The 15,386-nt window shown below is 72.4% G+C and carries 14 protein-coding genes; 6 read left to right on the top strand and 8 right to left on the bottom strand.

What is annotated here, in order from left to right:
* Positions 1 to 89 precede the first annotated feature (89 nt).
* From LXM90_RS27185 to LXM90_RS27195, 3 genes are all read left to right on the top strand, one after another.
* A complete protein-coding gene (locus LXM90_RS27185; protein ID WP_042672510.1) occupies positions 90 to 1,337 on the top strand; it encodes a methyl-accepting chemotaxis protein in 1,248 nt (415 codons plus the stop codon).
* 138 nt (positions 1,338 to 1,475) lie between these two features.
* The gene (locus LXM90_RS27190; protein WP_012320756.1) at positions 1,476 to 2,480 is read left to right on the top strand and encodes a magnesium transporter CorA family protein; all 1,005 of its coding nucleotides are present in this window, start codon (positions 1,476 to 1,478) and stop codon (positions 2,478 to 2,480) included.
* A 97-nt stretch (positions 2,481 to 2,577) separates the two neighbouring features.
* Positions 2,578 to 4,263 (top strand): methyl-accepting chemotaxis protein, encoded by a 1,686-nt coding sequence (locus tag LXM90_RS27195; protein ID WP_234081282.1) that lies wholly within the window; start codon positions 2,578 to 2,580, stop codon positions 4,261 to 4,263.
* Positions 4,264 to 4,278: 15 nt separating this feature from the next.
* On the opposite strand, the gene LXM90_RS27200 is transcribed toward LXM90_RS27195, so the two are convergent.
* From LXM90_RS27200 to LXM90_RS27220, 5 genes are all read right to left on the bottom strand, one after another.
* Positions 4,279 to 4,599 (bottom strand): DMT family transporter, encoded by a 321-nt coding sequence (locus LXM90_RS27200; RefSeq protein ID WP_020096241.1) that lies wholly within the window; start codon positions 4,597 to 4,599, stop codon positions 4,279 to 4,281.
* A 128-nt stretch (positions 4,600 to 4,727) separates the two neighbouring features.
* Positions 4,728 to 6,413 carry a B12-binding domain-containing radical SAM protein gene (locus tag LXM90_RS27205; RefSeq protein ID WP_020096240.1) on the bottom strand — a complete coding sequence of 562 codons (1,686 nt, stop codon included), beginning with the start codon at positions 6,411 to 6,413 and terminating at the stop codon, positions 4,728 to 4,730.
* 264 nt (positions 6,414 to 6,677) lie between these two features.
* Positions 6,678 to 7,520, bottom strand: a complete 843-nt coding sequence (locus tag LXM90_RS27210) for an SDR family NAD(P)-dependent oxidoreductase (RefSeq protein WP_234081285.1) — start codon at positions 7,518 to 7,520, stop codon at positions 6,678 to 6,680.
* Positions 7,517 to 8,284: an enoyl-CoA hydratase-related protein gene (locus tag LXM90_RS27215; RefSeq protein ID WP_234081288.1), complete on the bottom strand. Its 768-nt coding sequence runs from the start codon at positions 8,282 to 8,284 to the stop codon at positions 7,517 to 7,519. The genes LXM90_RS27210 and LXM90_RS27215 overlap by 4 nt, the downstream gene beginning before the upstream one ends.
* A gap of 10 nt (positions 8,285 to 8,294) precedes the next feature.
* On the bottom strand, positions 8,295 to 10,034 hold the full coding sequence (locus tag LXM90_RS27220; RefSeq protein WP_234081290.1) for an acyl-CoA dehydrogenase: 1,740 nt from the start codon (positions 10,032 to 10,034) through the stop codon (positions 8,295 to 8,297).
* Between the two features lie 137 nt (positions 10,035 to 10,171).
* Between LXM90_RS27220 and LXM90_RS27225 the strand changes: the two genes are divergently transcribed.
* Positions 10,172 to 11,170: an L-threonylcarbamoyladenylate synthase gene (locus LXM90_RS27225; RefSeq protein ID WP_234081292.1), complete on the top strand. Its 999-nt coding sequence runs from the start codon at positions 10,172 to 10,174 to the stop codon at positions 11,168 to 11,170.
* Between the two features lie 133 nt (positions 11,171 to 11,303).
* Here LXM90_RS27225 and wrbA read toward each other — a convergent pair whose 3' ends face one another.
* Positions 11,304 to 11,906 carry an NAD(P)H:quinone oxidoreductase gene (gene wrbA / locus LXM90_RS27230; protein WP_091683025.1) on the bottom strand — a complete coding sequence of 201 codons (603 nt, stop codon included), beginning with the start codon at positions 11,904 to 11,906 and terminating at the stop codon, positions 11,304 to 11,306.
* Positions 11,907 to 12,041: 135 nt separating this feature from the next.
* Here wrbA and LXM90_RS27235 point away from each other — a divergent pair, with 135 nt between their 5' ends.
* Positions 12,042 to 12,914: a LysR family transcriptional regulator gene (locus tag LXM90_RS27235; RefSeq protein ID WP_234081294.1), complete on the top strand. Its 873-nt coding sequence runs from the start codon at positions 12,042 to 12,044 to the stop codon at positions 12,912 to 12,914.
* A 6-nt stretch (positions 12,915 to 12,920) separates the two neighbouring features.
* Here the strand turns inward: LXM90_RS27235 and greA are convergent, their stop codons facing one another.
* Positions 12,921 to 13,394, bottom strand: a complete 474-nt coding sequence (gene greA / locus LXM90_RS27240) for a transcription elongation factor GreA (protein WP_020096234.1) — start codon at positions 13,392 to 13,394, stop codon at positions 12,921 to 12,923.
* A 129-nt stretch (positions 13,395 to 13,523) separates the two neighbouring features.
* Between greA and LXM90_RS27245 the strand changes: the two genes are divergently transcribed.
* Positions 13,524 to 14,333, top strand: a complete 810-nt coding sequence (locus LXM90_RS27245; protein ID WP_100253155.1) for a class I SAM-dependent methyltransferase — start codon at positions 13,524 to 13,526, stop codon at positions 14,331 to 14,333.
* 12 nt (positions 14,334 to 14,345) lie between these two features.
* On the opposite strand, the gene LXM90_RS27250 is transcribed toward LXM90_RS27245, so the two are convergent.
* Complete coding sequence (locus LXM90_RS27250) at positions 14,346 to 15,332, bottom strand: MDR family oxidoreductase (protein WP_026605425.1); 987 nt, start codon at positions 15,330 to 15,332, stop codon at positions 14,346 to 14,348.
* Positions 15,333 to 15,386 lie beyond the last annotated feature (54 nt).

Raw genomic sequence — 15,386 nt, forward strand, 5'->3', positions numbered from 1 at the left:
GGCGACCCCTCTCCGCTGAAGCCCGCTCCGCGGGCCTCGGCCTCGCCCGGCCCCGCGCCACCGTTTCCGACCGAATGACCGTTCCCGCGATGCAGATTGCTGCCCGTCCCTCCGCGAAGACCGAGCTGCGGACGCTCCTGCTCAGTGCCGCGGCCGGCGGCGCGGTCGGGGCCGTGCCGCTGATCCTGGGGATCGCGCAGCCGGCGCAGCTCCTCTTCGCGGCCGCCGCCGCGCTCTGCGGAGGCCTCGTGACCCGCGGGCTGCAACCGTCCTGCCGCGCGGTCGAGCCGGATGCCTCGCCGATGGCGGTCACGCTTCGGGCCGAACCGGCGGCCGCCCCGGCGCACGGAGCGGCCTGCGCCGAGGCCGTGGCCCGGGATCTCGGCGACCTCGACCCCTATTTCGCCGTGACGGGCGAGCAGCTGCGCAGCATCGTCGCGCAGACCGAGGCGGCCGCCGCCGCGATCCTCGCCTCGCTGCAGAGGCTCGACGCCGCCCAGGCGCGCAGCGCCGCCTGCATCGGCGGCGCGCACGACCGCATCGTCGGCTTCGCCGAGCAGAGCGACGCCGCGCTGCAATCCCTGGCGGCGGCCCTCGGCGCCTATCTCGACCGGCGCCTGAACGAGACCCGCGAGGAACGCGGCACCGTCGAAGTGGCCGTCGGGCAGATGCGCGGGCTCGATGCCCTGATCCTCAGCCTCGAGAAGGTCGGGGCGGCGACCCGGATGCTGGCGCTCAACGCCAACATCGAGGCGGCCCGCGCCGGGGCCCACGGAGCCGGATTCCGGGTCATCGCCCGGGAGCTCCAGGATCTCGCGCAGACCTCCCAGACCGCGATGGCCGAGGCGCGCGTGCAGGTGGCGGACGCGCAGCAGACGATCAGCCGGGTGCTGATCGCCGATCGCGGGGACGACGCGACCCGCACCGAGCAGGAGCGCCTCCGCGCGCTGATGGCCGAACTCGGCGGGATCGCCGAGACGACCACCCGGGTCCTCCTCGGGATGGCGCGGACGGACCTCGCCGAGGTCAAGGCGCAGAATGCGGCGGTGGGCGACGAGGTGCTGTCGGTCTTCGGCCAAGTTCAGTTCCAGGACGTCGTCCGCCAGCAGATCGAGGCGGTCGATGCCGCCAACGCGGCGCTGCAGCTCTGCCTCGACGGCCTGCGCCGGCGACTGATCGGCACCGGGCCGGGGCGGGCGAGCGCGCCGGCGGCGATCCTCGAGACCGCGCGGGCGCGCTACGTCACCCAGATCCAGCGCCGCGTCGACGCCCAGGCCCTTGACCAAGTCGTCGACCAAGCCCTCGACCCGGTAGCGCCCGACATCGAGCTGTTCTGACGGGTCGGGCCGCGATGTCACGGAAGCGTCAGAAAACAGCGCCACATCCGCGGCACAGCTTGCATCGACCGTCGCGGTGCCGGATGCGGGCTGCGGCCCCGCGCTGTCCCGTGACCGATCCGCATCCGAGACCCGTACGTGATCTTCATCCACCAGCCCGCCGTCGGCGCCGGAGCCACGCTGCTTGAGCGCCGCGTCATCGATCTCCAGGACACAATCCCCGAGGACACGGTCTGGCTCGATCTGATCCGCCCGAGCCGCGAGGAGGAACTGAAGGTCGAGTCGTTCGCGGGCATCGAGGTGCCGACCCGCGAGGAGATGAAGGACATCGAGCCCTCGGAGCTGCTCTACGTCGAGGACGGCGCCCGTTACATGACCGGCCGGGTGCTCTCGAAGGTCAGCGACGCCGAGGAGCCGGGGCTGGCCGGCATCACCTTCATCCTGCGCGGCAACCGGCTGGTGACGGTGCGCCACGAGGAGCCGCAGGCCTTCCGCATGTACACGCAGCGCGCCGGGCGCTCCATGGGCAACGGCGGCGCCTCGACACCCTCGGGCGAATCGATCCTGGCCGGGCTGATCGAGGCGGTGATCGACCGCGCCGCCGACGTGCTGCAGCTCCAGGGCGAGCGCATCGACCGCCTGTCGGGCAAGATCTTCGAAGTGCAGGAGGATCCCTCCGCCCGCAACACCGCGCTGCAGGACACGCTGCGGGCGCTGGGCCGGCACGGCGATCTCATCTCCAAACAGCGCGAGAGCCTCGTCTCCATGGAGCGGATCCTGCTCTCGCTGTCGGCGACCTACCGGACCAACAAGGCCCCGCGCGACCTGCGCGAGGACGTGCGCTCGACCCTGCGGGATCTTCAGTCCCTCGAGGAGCACGCCACCTTCCTGTCGACGAAGATCCAGTTCCTGCTCGACGCGACCTTGGGGCTCGTCAACCTCGAGCAGAACAACATCATCAAGCTGTTCTCGGTCATGGCGGTCGTCTTCATGCCGCCGACCCTGATCGCGTCGATCTACGGCATGAATTTTAAGTCCATACCGGAACTAGATTTCGCCTTCGGATACCCGATGGCGCTGATCATGATGGTCGTGGCGGCGGTATTTCCCTACTTCTTCTTCCGGTGGAAGAAGTGGCTCTGACAACAAACGCCGGTATAGAGCCGACAGAATCTTAAGACCTCCACGGGAGCATGGTTGGGCCTGAAGGCGCGGCGCGGCCGCGAAGACGGAACCTCCCATGCGCTTCTCCCTCAAGACGGTCCTCGCCGGTGCCATCGGCCTGCTCGCCCTCGCCGCCGTCGGCCAGGGCATCGCCAGCGTCGTGAGCCTGTCGGAGATCGAGCGGAACGCCGCGGCGATCTCGCAGCAGGCCCTGCCCGCGCAGAACCAGGCCGAGGCCATCGGGACGGCCGTGCGGGACGCGCGCCTGCGGCTCTACCGGCTCGCGGTGGCCTCGCCCGACGCGGCGGCCCTGGACAGGAACCAGACGGCGCTGACCGACGCCCTCGGCGAGCTGTCCGGCCTCCGGCAGGCCTATCAGGACCGCCTGACGAGCCCGGAAGCCCGGGCGATCTACGAGCGCTTCACCAACGCGTGGAACGCCTACCAGAACATCCAGCTGCAGGTGGTCGAGCTGATGATCGCGGGCGACCAGCCGGGCGCCCTCGCGCTCGTGCTCGATCCCGCGACGGGCGCGCAGAACGACGCCGCGGTGGCCAGCCTGACCGAGTCGATCGCGGCGGCGCGGGGCCAGACCGAGGCCAACGTCACCCAGACCGTGCAGGCGGCGACGCGGGCCAAGCTGATCGCGCTGATCGCCACGGTGGTGGGCCTCGCGGTCGCGGCGGCCGCGATGCTGTTCGCCCTGTTCGGGATCGCGCGGCCGATCCAGCGCATGACCGGCGCGATGGGCCGCCTCGCCGAGGGCGACGAGACCGTGCCGGTCCCGCATACGGGACGGCGCGACGAGATCGGCGCGATGGCGGCGGCCGTGCAGGTCTTCAAGGACAACCTGATCCACACCCGCGCCCTGGAGCGGGAGACCGCGCTGGCGCGCGAGGGCGCCGAGGCGCAGCGCCGGCGCGCGGTCCACGCCATGGCCGAGTCCTTCGAGGCCGCGGTCGGCGGCGTACTGGCCCGGGTGGCGGACGCCGCCCTCGGCCTGCGGGCCGACGCCGAGGCGATGAGCGGTACGGCCACGCACACCGCGGAGCGCTCGGCCACGGTGGCGGGCGCCGCGCAGGAGGCCGCCCAGCATGTCGGCACGGTCGCGGCGGCCGCCGAGGAACTCGGCGCCTCGGTGCAGGAGATCGGCCGCCAGGTCGACGGGTCCGCCGAACTCGCCCGGAGCGCGGTGGTCCAGGCCGGCGACACGGCCGGCCTCGTGCAGGAACTGAGCACCGCCGCGGGCCGGATCGGCGACGTCGTGCGCCTCATCACCGACATCGCCGGCCAGACGAACCTGCTGGCGCTGAACGCCACGATCGAGGCGGCCCGCGCCGGCGATGCGGGGCGCGGTTTCGCGGTGGTCGCCAGCGAGGTGAAGCAGCTCGCCGCCCAGACCGCCCGGGCCACCGAGGAGATCGCCGGTCAGGTCGGCCGTATCCAGGGCGCGACCGGGCAGACCGTGGACGCGATCGACGGGATCACGGCGCGCATCCGCGAGATCGACGGGGTGGCGACCTCGATCGCGGCCGCCGTCGAGCAGCAGGGCGCGGCGACCCGGGAGATCGCCCGGAACGTGGCCGAGGCGGCGTCCGGGACCGGCGCGGTCACCGGGACGATCGACGCGGTGGCGCGGGCGGCCGACGACACGGGCACGGCCGCCACGCGGATGCTGGCCTCGGCGTCGAGTCTCTCGGAGGAGGCCGCCGAGCTGCGCCGGGAGATCGACGCCTTCCTGCACACCGTGCGCGCGGCCTGAGGCTCGGCCTCAGGCTTAGCCGGGGCTCGACAGCTTCATCAGGACGAGCCCGGAGCCGATCAGGCCGGCCGCGAGGATCCGGCTGGCGCTCGCCTGCTCCCCCAGCACGGCGATGCCGATCAGGAAGGCGCCGACCGCGCCGATTCCGGTCCAGATCGTGTAGGCGGTGCCCAGGGGCAGCGTGCGCATGGCCAGCGCCAGGAAGCCGACGCTGCCGGCCATCGACACGGCCATGATGGCGGTCGGCCAGAGGCGCGTAAAGCCCTCCGACTGCTTCATCGCGAAGGCCCAGACGACCTCCAGCACGCCCGCGGTGACGAGATAGATCCAGGCCACGGCGGCCCTCCCGAAAGGGCCGGGCCGTCCCGGACTTGTGCCCCGCGTGGCGGGGGGAGGACGTGGCCTCGCGGCGGGTCAGCTAGCGATGATCGGCCGAGCCCGCAAGCGCAGCGGCCGCGGATCCCTCAGGCCACCGCGGCGAGGTGCTTGACCTCGGCCTTGGCCACCACCTTGCCGACCGGCGGCGCCTTGCAGGTCTCCGCCTCGGGCGCCAGGACCGGCGGCTGCACCCAGCGGCCGGCATCGAGGTCGGCGATCCGGCCGTTGATCTCGCGGATGACGTAGCGCGAGAACGGGTAGACGTGGAGGTAGATCACCATGTTGGTGACCACGGCCTCCAGGGCGGCCGGGTTGCGGCGGGCGGTCTCCAGGAACACGCTCCAGAAGTGCTTGGCGAGTTCCGGACGCCGCACGGTCATCCGCCAGCACACCCGCAGCAGCGAGTAGAGATCGTGGGCGATGTGGCCCCAGTTGAGCTTCTGGGCGGCGAATTTCGGCCGCTTCACCCGCCGGGCGACCACCCGGACCCGGTCGAAGAAGTTCGGCGGGTCGTAGATCTCCTGGAGGACGTCGCGGTAGTCGGCCAGCACGTCGCGCTGCGGCCGCAGGGTCACGAAGTTGATGCCCTGCGTGCACTGGTCGCCCTGGTCGGCGGTGGTCGCCGCGTAGTTCTCGTAGAGGCGGCCCTCCTTGCGCAGGCGGCGCGAGAGCTGCGTGTTCGGCAGCGCGAAGAGCAGGCCGACCATGGCGATCGGGATGCCGGTCTGGCCGATGCACAGCGACATCGCCTTGCTGATGCTGTCCTTCTCGGTGTCGAAGCCGACGATGAAGCCGGCCGTGACGAACATGCCGTGCTCGTAGAGCTTGTGCACGCTGTCGGCGATCGAGCGCTTGGTGTTCTGCTTCTTCTGCGTCTGGATCAGCGTCGCCTCGTCGGGCGTCTCGATCCCCGTGAACAGGGCGAAGAAATTCGCGTCCCGCATCATCCCGAGCAGCTCGTCGTCGTCCGCGAGGTTCAGCGAGGCCTCGGTGGAGAACTTGAACGGGTAGCCGTGCTCCTCCTGCCACTTGATCAGGTGGGGCAGGAACAGCTTGATCGCCTTCTTGTTGCCGATCAGGTTGTCGTCGACGAAGTCGACGTGCCCGCGGTAGCCGAGGCCGTAGAGCCGGTCGAGTTCCGCCAGCATCTGCGGCGTGGTCTTGGTCCGCGGGGCGCGGCCGTAGAGCTCGATGATGTCGCAGAACTCGCAGGTGAACGGGCAGCCGCGTGAGAACTGGACGCCGATGTAGAGGTAGTGGCTGAAGGTCAGCAGGTCGAAGCGCGGGATCGGGCTCTTGGTGACGTCGGCCTTGAACTTCTCGGCCGTGAGCCGGCCGCGGCGCTCGCCGGCCTCCCAGGCGGCCACGAACGTGTCGAGGATGCCCTCGGCTTCGCCCAGCACCAGGAAGTCGGCCTTGTCGTAGACCTCCGGCGTCGAGGTCGGGGCCGGGCCGCCGACGCAGACCGGGGTTCCGAGCGCCACGCAGCGGTCGATGACCACGAGGCAGTCCGGCTCCTGGGGCAGCATGCCGCCGGTCATCACGAGGTCGGCGGCCTGGATCTGCGCGTCCGTCAGTTCCTCGCAGTTGCGGTTGACGAGCGTCACCTGCCAGGCCGGCGGCAGCATCGCGGCCAGCGTGATGAGGCCCAGCGGCGGCGCCGGCGCGCGGGCGCCCTGCAGCTCCATGGCCTCTTTGAAGTTCCACATCGAGTTTTCGTAGAACTTCGGGAACACCATCAGCACGCGCGGGGCCGTGTTCGCTTCCGACATGCCAGTTTCCCTCGTTCACACGCACGGTCCCGGCCCGACCGGAGATCGGGGCGGGTACAGGATCGCTCCCCTGACCTGCGGGCGAATTAAGGCCGTTTTTCGCTCCCGCAGCAATCGGAGCCGCCGATCCCGACAGGACGCGCGTCCGGGCCCCGCGAATCAACCCCGCCGACGGGTCCCGGGGCGGATCCGGCCCGTTTGCCGCGGGGCTGCGCCATTCGGGCGACAGGTCCCGCCAAAACCGTCCCGGCCCGTCACGGCCTGTCACGGCCCGACGCGGAACCGCTCCGGCCGCGTCCCATCGGCGTCGGTGAAGCCGTAGATCCGCGCGAGGTCGCCGGCATGCAGCACGGCGCCCGCCCGGGCGGCGATGCCGGGGTCGGCGGCGAGCGCCGCGAGCGCCCGGCCGGCGTAGAGCGGGCTCTCGGTGGCGTGCTGGATGTGACCGAGGTCGCGCGCCCGCTCGGTGGCGACGAAGCCCGGCGAGAGGCCGAGGGCGGTGACGCCGTGGGGCGCGAGTTCCCGGGCGAAGGCCAAGGTCAGCCGGTTGGTCGCGGCCTTGGCGGAATCGTAGAACACGTCGCCGAGGTAATCCTCGGTCCCGAAGGAGACGAGCGCCAGCAGCCCGGCCCGCGCCGCCACCATGGCGGGGGCGACCGCCCGGGCGAGCAGCAGGGCCGGCAGCGGCCCGGCCTCGAGGAGGCCGATGTACGGCTCCGCCGAGCGGCGCCAGAACGGCGTGCCCCAGCCGGCCCCGTCCGGGTAGCGCTCGCCGTCGTAGCCCTCGTTGCCGCTCCACACGCTGCAGGCCGCGACGTCGATCCGCCCGAACCGGCGCAGAGCCCAGTGGACCAGCGCATCGGTGGCACGCTCGGAGCGGTGATCGCAGAGGTAGTGGTGACCGCGGCCGCCGGCGGCGTCGACCGCGCGGGCCGTGTCCTCGATCGCCTCGGCGCGCATCTCGGTGCGCGGGCCGGTCTCGCTGGAGCGGGCCGTGACGATCACCGTGGCCCCCGCCTCGCCCAGCGCCCGGGCGAGGCCCCGGCCGACGCCCCGCGACGCGCCCGCGACGAGGCAGATCTTCTGGGAGAGGTCGGGCGGGCTCACGCCGAGGCGGCGGGCTTCGACCGCGACAGGAAGGCGGCGAGCCGCTCCTGGGACTCGGGCGAGCGCAGCTGCGCGTCGAAGGCTCTGGCCTCCGCCTCCAGGGCCGCCTCGACCTGCGCCTGGTCGCCCCGGATCAGCGCCCGGGACGCCGTCAGCGCCCCGCGCGGCAGGGCGGCGAGGCGCGCGGCCTGCGCGATGGCCTGCTCGACCAGCATGTCGGCGGGTAGCACCGCGTTGACGAGGCCCAGGGCCTGCGCCTCGTCGGCCTCGAGCGGCCGGGACAGGAGCAGCAGCTCGGTCGCCCGGAGCCGGCCGACTCGCAGGGGCAGCAGGTAGCTCGACGCCGCCTCCGGCACGAGGCCGAGCTCGACGAAGGGCATGCGCAGGCGCGCCGCCGGGCTCGCGTAGACGAGGTCGCAGTGCAGGCAGAGGGTCGCGCCGATGCCGACCGCGATCCCGTCGACCGCCGCCACCATCGGGGTGCGGGTCCGGGCGAGCTGGCGGATGAAGGCCAGCGCCGGCGAGGAACTGAATCCATCACCGGCATGCCCCATGAAATCGGCGAGGTCGTTGCCGGCGCTGAACATGCCGGGCTGCCCGGCGAAGACCACGGCGCCGACCGCGTCCGACGCGTCGGCCTCCGTCAGGCCCGCGCGCATCGCGTCGTACATGGCGCACGTGAGGGCGTTCTTCTTCTCGGGGCGGTTCAGGGTGATCAGGCGGACGCCGCCCGCGAGGTCGTCGATCGTGACGGGTTCGGCCATGATCCGCTCCTCAAACCGCCAGCGCCAGGGCGGCGTCGTCCGTGAAGGCGCCGCCCTCGACCACCGCCTGCTCCAGGCCGGAGGCGGCCACCAGGAGGTTCTCGGCGTAGAACCGGGCGAGCACGATGCGGGCCGCGTGCGCCGGGTCCGTCTCGCCAGCCTTTCGGGCAGCGCTCGCGGCGAGCGCGCCCCGGGCGAGGCAGGCGGCGCCCAGCGTCAGGCCGAACAGGCGCAGGTACGGCGTCGCGCCGGCGAGCGCCGCCTCGGGGCGGTTCGAGCTCAGCGCGGCGAGCTGGTGGCTCGTCGCCCGGTCGAGACTGCCGATCCCGTCGCGCAGCCGCGCCGCCATGTGGCCGAAGGCCGGGTCGCCGGCCTTGAGCAGTCCCTCCGCGGCGCGGCGCATCCAGGCGATCTGCGACCGCGCGGTGGCCCCGCCGTTCAGCGGCAGCTTGCGGGCGGTGAGGTCGATGGCCTGGATGCCGTTGGTCCCCTCGTAGATGCCGAGGATGCGGGCGTCGCGCATGAGCTGCGCCGCCCCGGTCTCCTCCACGAAGCCCATGCCGCCGTGGACCTGCACACCGAGCGAGGTCACCTCGTTGGCGAGGTCCGTCGCGAACGCCTTCGCGACCGGGGTCAGCAGCGAGGCGCGGTCCAGGGCCGCCTGCCCCTCCGGTCCCTTCGACGCGTCGAGGGCCGCGGCGGTGAGGTAGCAGATGGCGCGGGCGGCGGCCGTCGAGGCCTTCATGGTGAGCAGCATGCGCTGCACGTCCGGATGGGCGGCGATCGGGCTGGTCGCCTCGGCGGCGCCCACCGCCTTGCCCTGGCGGCGCTCCTGCGCGTAGGCGAGCGCCCGCTGGGTCGCGGCCTCGGCGATTCCGACGCCCTGCAGGCCGACATTGAGCCGCGCCGCGTTCATCATCGTGAACATGCAGGCCAGACCCTTGTTCTCCTGGCCGATCAGCCAGCCGGTGGCGCCGCCGCCGTCGCCGAACGCCATCGAGCAGGTCGGCGAGGCGTGGATGCCGAGCTTGTGCTCGATGCCGGAGCAGCGCAGGTCGTTGCGGGTGCCGTCCGGCAGCACTTTCGGCACCAGGAACAGGGAGATGCCCCGCGTGCCGGCGGGCGCCTCGGGCAGCCGGGCCAGGACGAGGTGGACGATGTTGTCGGCGAGGTCGTGCTCGCCGTAGGTGATGTAGATCTTGTTGCCGGTGATCCGGTAGGTGCCGTCGCCCGCCGGCACCGCCCGGGTGCGCAGGAGGGCGAGGTCGGAGCCCGCCTGCGGCTCGGTCAGGTTCATGGTGGCGGGCCATTCACCCGAGACCAGCTTCGCGAGGTAGCGCGCCTTCAGGTCGTCCGAGCCGTGGGCCGCGAGCGCCTCGATGCCGCCCTGGGTCAGGAGCGGGCAGAGGCCGAAGGCGAGGTTGGCGCCGTTCCACATCTCGGTGCAGGCGGCCTCGATCAGCTTCGGCAGGCCCTGCCCGCCGTGGTCGGCCTCGGCCGAGAGCCCGTTCCAGCCGCCCTCCGTGAAGGTGCGGTAGGCCTCGCGCCAGCCGGGCGGCGTGGTGACCTCCCCGTCCGCGAAGGGAGTGCCGTGCCGGTCGCCGACCCGGTTGAGCGGCGCGATCACGCCGGCGGCGATGCGCCCGGCCTCGGTCAGGATCGCCTCGGCATCGTCGGGATCGACCGCGTCGAGCCCGGCCACGTGCCGCAGCGTGAAGAGCATCTCGGGGACCGGGGCGCGGTAACTCATACGATCCTCCCGTGTGGCGGCCCGCCCGCTCGTTCGATCCGGGGCGGGTTTGACCGCGCCCGCGCACCGGCGCTAGGGCGGGGCGAGGATAGGCGCGCGGGGCTCGCACCGCCATGACCTCGGAGACGGCTTCCCGCATGAATGATCCCGGGTCAACGGTCCCGGCCGCGACCCGGCGGCTCACCGCCGACGCGGCCGGCCTCGCGGAGGCCGCCGCTCTCCTGCGGGCTAGCCGCCTCGTCGCCTTCCCCACCGAGACCGTCTACGGGCTCGGGGCGGACGCAACCGACCCCGGGGCGGTGACGGGCATCTTCGCCGCCAAGGCGCGGCCGCGCTTCAACCCGCTGATCTCGCACCTGCCCGACGCGGCGGCAGCCCTGGCGGAGGGCGTCTTCGACGCGCCGGCGCGCCGCCTCGCGGAGGCCTTCTGGCCCGGACCCCTGACCCTGGTCGTCCCGGCGCACGCGGGCACGCGGGTCTGCGACCTCGCCCGCGCCGGCCTGCCGAGCCTCGCCCTGCGGGTTCCGGCGCACCCGCTCGCGCGGGATCTCCTGGCGGAGGTCGGGCGGCCGGTCGCGGCGCCCTCGGCCAACCGGTCCGGGCGGGTGAGCCCGACCCGGGCCGCCCACGTCCTCGACGATCTCGCCGGCCGCATCGCCGCGGTGCTCGACGGCGGCGACACGCCGGTGGGCGTCGAGTCCACGGTGGTGGCCTGCCTGGGCGGCACGCCGCGGCTGCTGCGGCCCGGCGGCGTCACCCGGGCGGCGCTCCGGGCGGTGCTCGGCCTCGACCCGGCGGCGCCCGTGGCGGCGGATGCCGACCGGCCGGCGGGCCCGGGCATGCTCGCCTCGCACTACGCGCCGCGGGCGCGGGTCCGCCTCGACGCGGTGCGGGTCGAGCCCGGCGAGGCGGTCCTGCTGTTCGGGTCCCGCCCCCCGACCGGTCACGAGACCGCGCGCGCCAGTCTCAACCTGAGCCCGGCGGGCGACCCCGCGGAGGCCGCTGCCCGGCTGTTCGGCGCCCTGCGCGACCTCGACGCCTCGGGGGCGGAGACCATCGCGGTCGCGCCGATCCCCGAGGACGGGCTCGGCGAGGCGATCCGAGATCGCCTCGCCCGGGCGGCCGCGCCCCGCTGACGGCGAAGAAATTTTCGCCGGCCGCGGAACAGATTTCGGCCTGATCCGTTTATTGATCACGAAGGCCTTCTCAGCCCCCAATGGCCTTTTTCCTTTCAGGCTCGGAGCAATCCGAGCCTTTTTTCTTGGCTTCTCAGTCTCGGGCCAGCTTGGCGGCAATGCCCGCCACGTGGCGGCCCTGGAACCGCGCGCCCTCCAGCTCGACAGCACTCGGCTGGCGGGACCCGTCGCCGTCCGCGATCGTGCTGGCGCCGTAGGGCGTGTTGCCCTTCACCGCCTCGACGCCCGCCTGCCCCTGGAAGCTGTAGGGAAGGCCGACCACCACCATGCCGTGGTGGAACAGCACCGTGTGGAAGCTCGTCAGCGTCGTCTCCTGGCCGCCGTGCTGGGAGGCCGTGGAGGTGAAGACCGAGCCGACCTTGCCGACCAGGGCGCCCTTCATCCAGAGCCCCCCGGTCTGATCGATGAACTGCTTCATCTGCGAGGCCATGTTGCCGTAGCGGGTCGGCGTGCCGAAGATGATCGCGTCGTAGTCGGCGAGTTCGGCGACGGTCGCGACCGGCGCCGCCTGATCGAGCTTGAAGTGGCTCTGCCGGGCGACCTCCTCCGGGACCAGCTCGGGCACGCGCTTCACGACGACCTCGGCCCCCGTCTCGCGGGCGCCCTCGGCGACGGCGTAGGCCATCTGCTCCACGTGACCGTAGGTCGAGTAGTACAGCACCAGAACCTTCGCCATCGGGTTATCTCTCCTGCGGGTCGGACGTCCGGCCGAATCGTCGGCCGACGGAAGGCCCCTGCATCGCGCATTTGCCGCCTTGCAAGAATGCGCCGACATGCAAGATTGATCTTGCACAGATGCAAGGTTCGGGGCGTGGCGCTCGATTGGGACGAATTCCGGTTCGTGAAGGCGGTGGCCGATCGGGGCGGCCTGACCGCGGCGGCGGCCGAACTGGGTATCAATCACTCTACGGCGTTCCGGCGCCTCGCCGCCCTGGAGGCGCGGCTCGGCGCGCGCCTGTTCGAGCGGCTGCGCACGGGCTACGTGCCGACCGCCGCCGGGCAGGCGATGATCGAGGCGGCCGGGCGCATCGAGCTGGACGTGGCACGGTTCTCCCGCGCGGTGGCGGGACAGGGCGAGACACCCTCCGGCGAGCTGCGGGTGACCGCGCCGGCGGGCTTCGCCGCCGAGCTGCTGATGCCGATGCTGGCGAGCTTCGCGGAGCGTTATCCTGAGATCCGGATCGAGCTCATCCTCGCCGAGGCGACCCTCAACCTGTCGCGCCGGGACGCCGACGTGGCGATCCGGATCAGCCGGGAGCCGAGCGAGACCCTGGTCGGGCGCCGCCTCGCCCTCACCGCCTGGGCGGTCTACGGCCGCGCCGACCGCGCTTACGGCGACCTGGCCCGCGAGACGTGGATTAGTCCGAGCCCGCTGGTGGCGGGGGGCTCGCTCACGCGGTTCGTGGAGGCGCGGGTGCCGTCCGACCGTGTCCGCCTGCGGATCAACGCGGTGCTGGGCCTGGAAGCGGCGGTCGAGGCCGGTCTCGGCATCGGTCCGCTTCCCTGCTTCACGGCCGACCTCAATCCGGCGCTGCGACGGCTGTCAGGGCCGCACCCGGAACTCGGGGCGGACCTCTGGATCCTGACGCATCCGGACTTGCGCCACGCGGCGCGAGTCCGGGCCTTCATGGAGCACGTTGCCGAGGCGTTGCTGCCGCTGCGGGCCCGGTTCGAGGGCCGTTGACCCGCCTCAGCGAATCTCGACGACCTCGACCTCGTGGCCGTTCACCTCGACCACGTCGCCGATCGTCTTGCCCGTGATGGCGCGGGCGAGCGGTGCCACGTACGAGATCGAGCCCTTGTGCGGGTCGGCCTCGTCCTCGCCGACAATCCGGAAGGTCTGCCGGGTCTCCTTGCCGGATTCGTCCTCGCGGACCACCGTGACGGTGGAGCCGAACTGCACGGTGTCGCCGCCCCTGGGCTCCACGAGCTGCGCGGTGTTCTTCCGGGCCGCCCAGTAGCGCAGGTCGCGCCCGATGCGGGAATCCTCCGCCTTGTCGGCGGGGTCCAGCGAGGCGACCTCCTTCTCGAGACGCGCGACCTCGGCCTCGATCTGCGCGAGCCCCTCCGGCGTGACGAAGTTCGTGTGCGGCGAGATCGGCCGGTCCGGCAGATTCTCGAACGCTTCCCCACCCTCGGGCTCTTTGACGAATGCGACGCTCATGAAGACGCCAACACGCGAGGTACGGCAAAGGTTCCCGCGCGACGGCGGTTCGGCCGGCCCGGCGTTTTCGCCGTGGCGCGACACGGGCACCGCTCGCTAGACTCTCCGGCGATTCACCCGGAGCCGTCGATGTCGTCCCTGTCCGCCGCCGAGGCCGTCGCCGCCAACCGCCAGGCCTGGGATGCCTCCGCGCCCCTGCACCGGAGCGACCCGTCTTGGGACCGGCTGACGCAGAACTTCGCGCGGGATCCCGGCTTCTCCTGCTTCGACCCGCCGATGGAGGCGGCCTTGCGGGCGATCGGCCTCGCCGGGACCTCCGTCGCGCAGCTCTGCTGCAACAACGGGCGGGAGACGGTGTCGCTGATGAATCTCGGCGCCCGGTCGGCGACCGGGTTCGACCAGTCGGAGGCGTTCCTCGCCCAGGCCAGGGACCTCGCCGGCATCGCCGGGCGCGACTGCCGCTTCGTCGCGGGCGACGTGCACGCGATCGACGCGGAGCACGACGGTGCCTACGACCTCGCGGTGATCACCATCGGCGTGCTGGGCTGGATGCCCGACCTGCCGCGCTTCCTGGCCGTGGCGGCGCGCCTCCTGCACCCGGGCGGCCGGATCCTCATCCACGAGGAGCACCCCGTCGTGAACATGTTCGAGCCGCGGGCGGAGCAGCCGCTTCTGGTCCGGCACTCCTATTTCCGCACGGCGCCGTTCGTTGGCGAGGACGCCATCGTGTACGGCGACGGGCCGGCCCCGCGGGTCGGACCGCATTACTGGTTCGCCCATCCCGTCGGGATGCTGATCGAGAGCCTGATCGGTGCCGGCCTCGCGATCGAGCGGTTCCGGGAGTTTCCTGACAACATCAGCAGCACGGCCTGCGACGTGCTCGCCGCCGACCGGCTCCTGCCGATGAGCTACCTGCTCCAGGCCCGGAAAGCCGCCTGACGGGCGCCGGACCTACGCCACCGTCACGACGGTCCGGCCTCGGACCTTGCCGGCCAGGATCTCCTCGCCGAGCCGGCCGACCTCCTCCAGGCGGACCGTGCTCGTCATGGCGGCGAGCTTGGCCAGGTCGAGTTCCCGAGCGAGGCGCGCCCAGGCCTCGCGGCGTTTCTTCTGCGGGGTGGTGACGCTGTTGATGCCGAGCAGCGAGACGCCGCGGAGGATGAAGGGCGCCACCGAGGTCGGCAGGTCCATGCCCTGCGCCAGCCCGCAGGCCGCGACGGCGCCGTCCGCCCGGGTCATGGCGAGCACGTTGGCGAGGGTCGTGGAGCCGACGGCGTCGACCCCCGCGGCCCAGCGCTCCTTGCCGAGGGGTTTGCCGGGCTTCGACAGCTCCGCCCGGTCGAGGATCTCGGCGGCCCCGAGGCCCTTCAGGTACTCGGACTCGCCGTCCCGGCCCGTGGAGGCGATCACGTGCCAGCCGGCCCGGGCGAGGAGCGCCACCGCCACCGAGCCGACGCCGCCCGAGGCGCCGGTGACGATGACCGGGCCGTGCTCGGGTTTCACACCGTGGGCGTCCAGCGCCATGCAGCACAGCATCGCCGTGTAGCCGGCAGTGCCCACCGCCATGGCCTGCTCGGCCGTGAGGCCCTGGGGCAGCGGAACCAGCCAGTCGCCCCGGACCCGGGCGCGCTGCGCGTAGGCGCCGAGATGTGTCTCGCCGACGCCCCAGCCGGTGAGCACGACCGCGTCGCCCGGCCTGTACTCCGGATGGTCCGAGGTCTCGACGATCCCCGAGAAGTCGATGCCGGGGATCATCGGGAAGCGGCGCACCACCGGCGACTTGCCGGTGAGCGCGAGGCCGTCCTTGTAGTTCAGGGTCGAGTGCGTCACCCGCACGGTGACGTCGCCGTCCATCAGGTCGGCGTCGTCGAAATCCCGGAAGGCGAGGCTCTGGCCGGCCTCGTTCTTCTCGACCACCCAGGCCTTGAACGTCCCCATCATCACCTCCCGTGCTGCGCGGTGAGGTGTGGCCGGGACGCCCGGAATCAAGGC

Source organism: Methylobacterium oryzae (assembly GCF_021398735.1).
GTDB lineage: Bacteria > Pseudomonadota > Alphaproteobacteria > Rhizobiales > Beijerinckiaceae > Methylobacterium.

Excerpts from the sequence above, each read along its gene's own strand:
- LXM90_RS27185 (WP_042672510.1), top strand. The coding sequence starts at position 90 with ATGCAGATTGCTGCCCGTCCCTCCGCGAAGACCGAGCTGCGGACGCTC.
- LXM90_RS27205 (WP_020096240.1), bottom strand. The coding sequence starts at position 6,413 with ATGTCGGAAGCGAACACGGCCCCGCGCGTGCTGATGGTGTTCCCGAAG.
- LXM90_RS27225 (WP_234081292.1), top strand. The coding sequence starts at position 10,172 with ATGAATGATCCCGGGTCAACGGTCCCGGCCGCGACCCGGCGGCTCACC.
- LXM90_RS27245 (WP_100253155.1), top strand. The coding sequence starts at position 13,524 with ATGTCGTCCCTGTCCGCCGCCGAGGCCGTCGCCGCCAACCGCCAGGCC.
- greA (WP_020096234.1), bottom strand. The coding sequence starts at position 13,394 with ATGAGCGTCGCATTCGTCAAAGAGCCCGAGGGTGGGGAAGCGTTCGAG.
- LXM90_RS27195 (WP_234081282.1), top strand. The coding sequence starts at position 2,578 with ATGCGCTTCTCCCTCAAGACGGTCCTCGCCGGTGCCATCGGCCTGCTC.
- LXM90_RS27250 (WP_026605425.1), bottom strand. The coding sequence starts at position 15,332 with ATGGGGACGTTCAAGGCCTGGGTGGTCGAGAAGAACGAGGCCGGCCAG.
- LXM90_RS27215 (WP_234081288.1), bottom strand. The coding sequence starts at position 8,284 with ATGGCCGAACCCGTCACGATCGACGACCTCGCGGGCGGCGTCCGCCTG.
- wrbA (WP_091683025.1), bottom strand. The coding sequence starts at position 11,906 with ATGGCGAAGGTTCTGGTGCTGTACTACTCGACCTACGGTCACGTGGAG.
- LXM90_RS27220 (WP_234081290.1), bottom strand. The coding sequence starts at position 10,034 with ATGAGTTACCGCGCCCCGGTCCCCGAGATGCTCTTCACGCTGCGGCAC.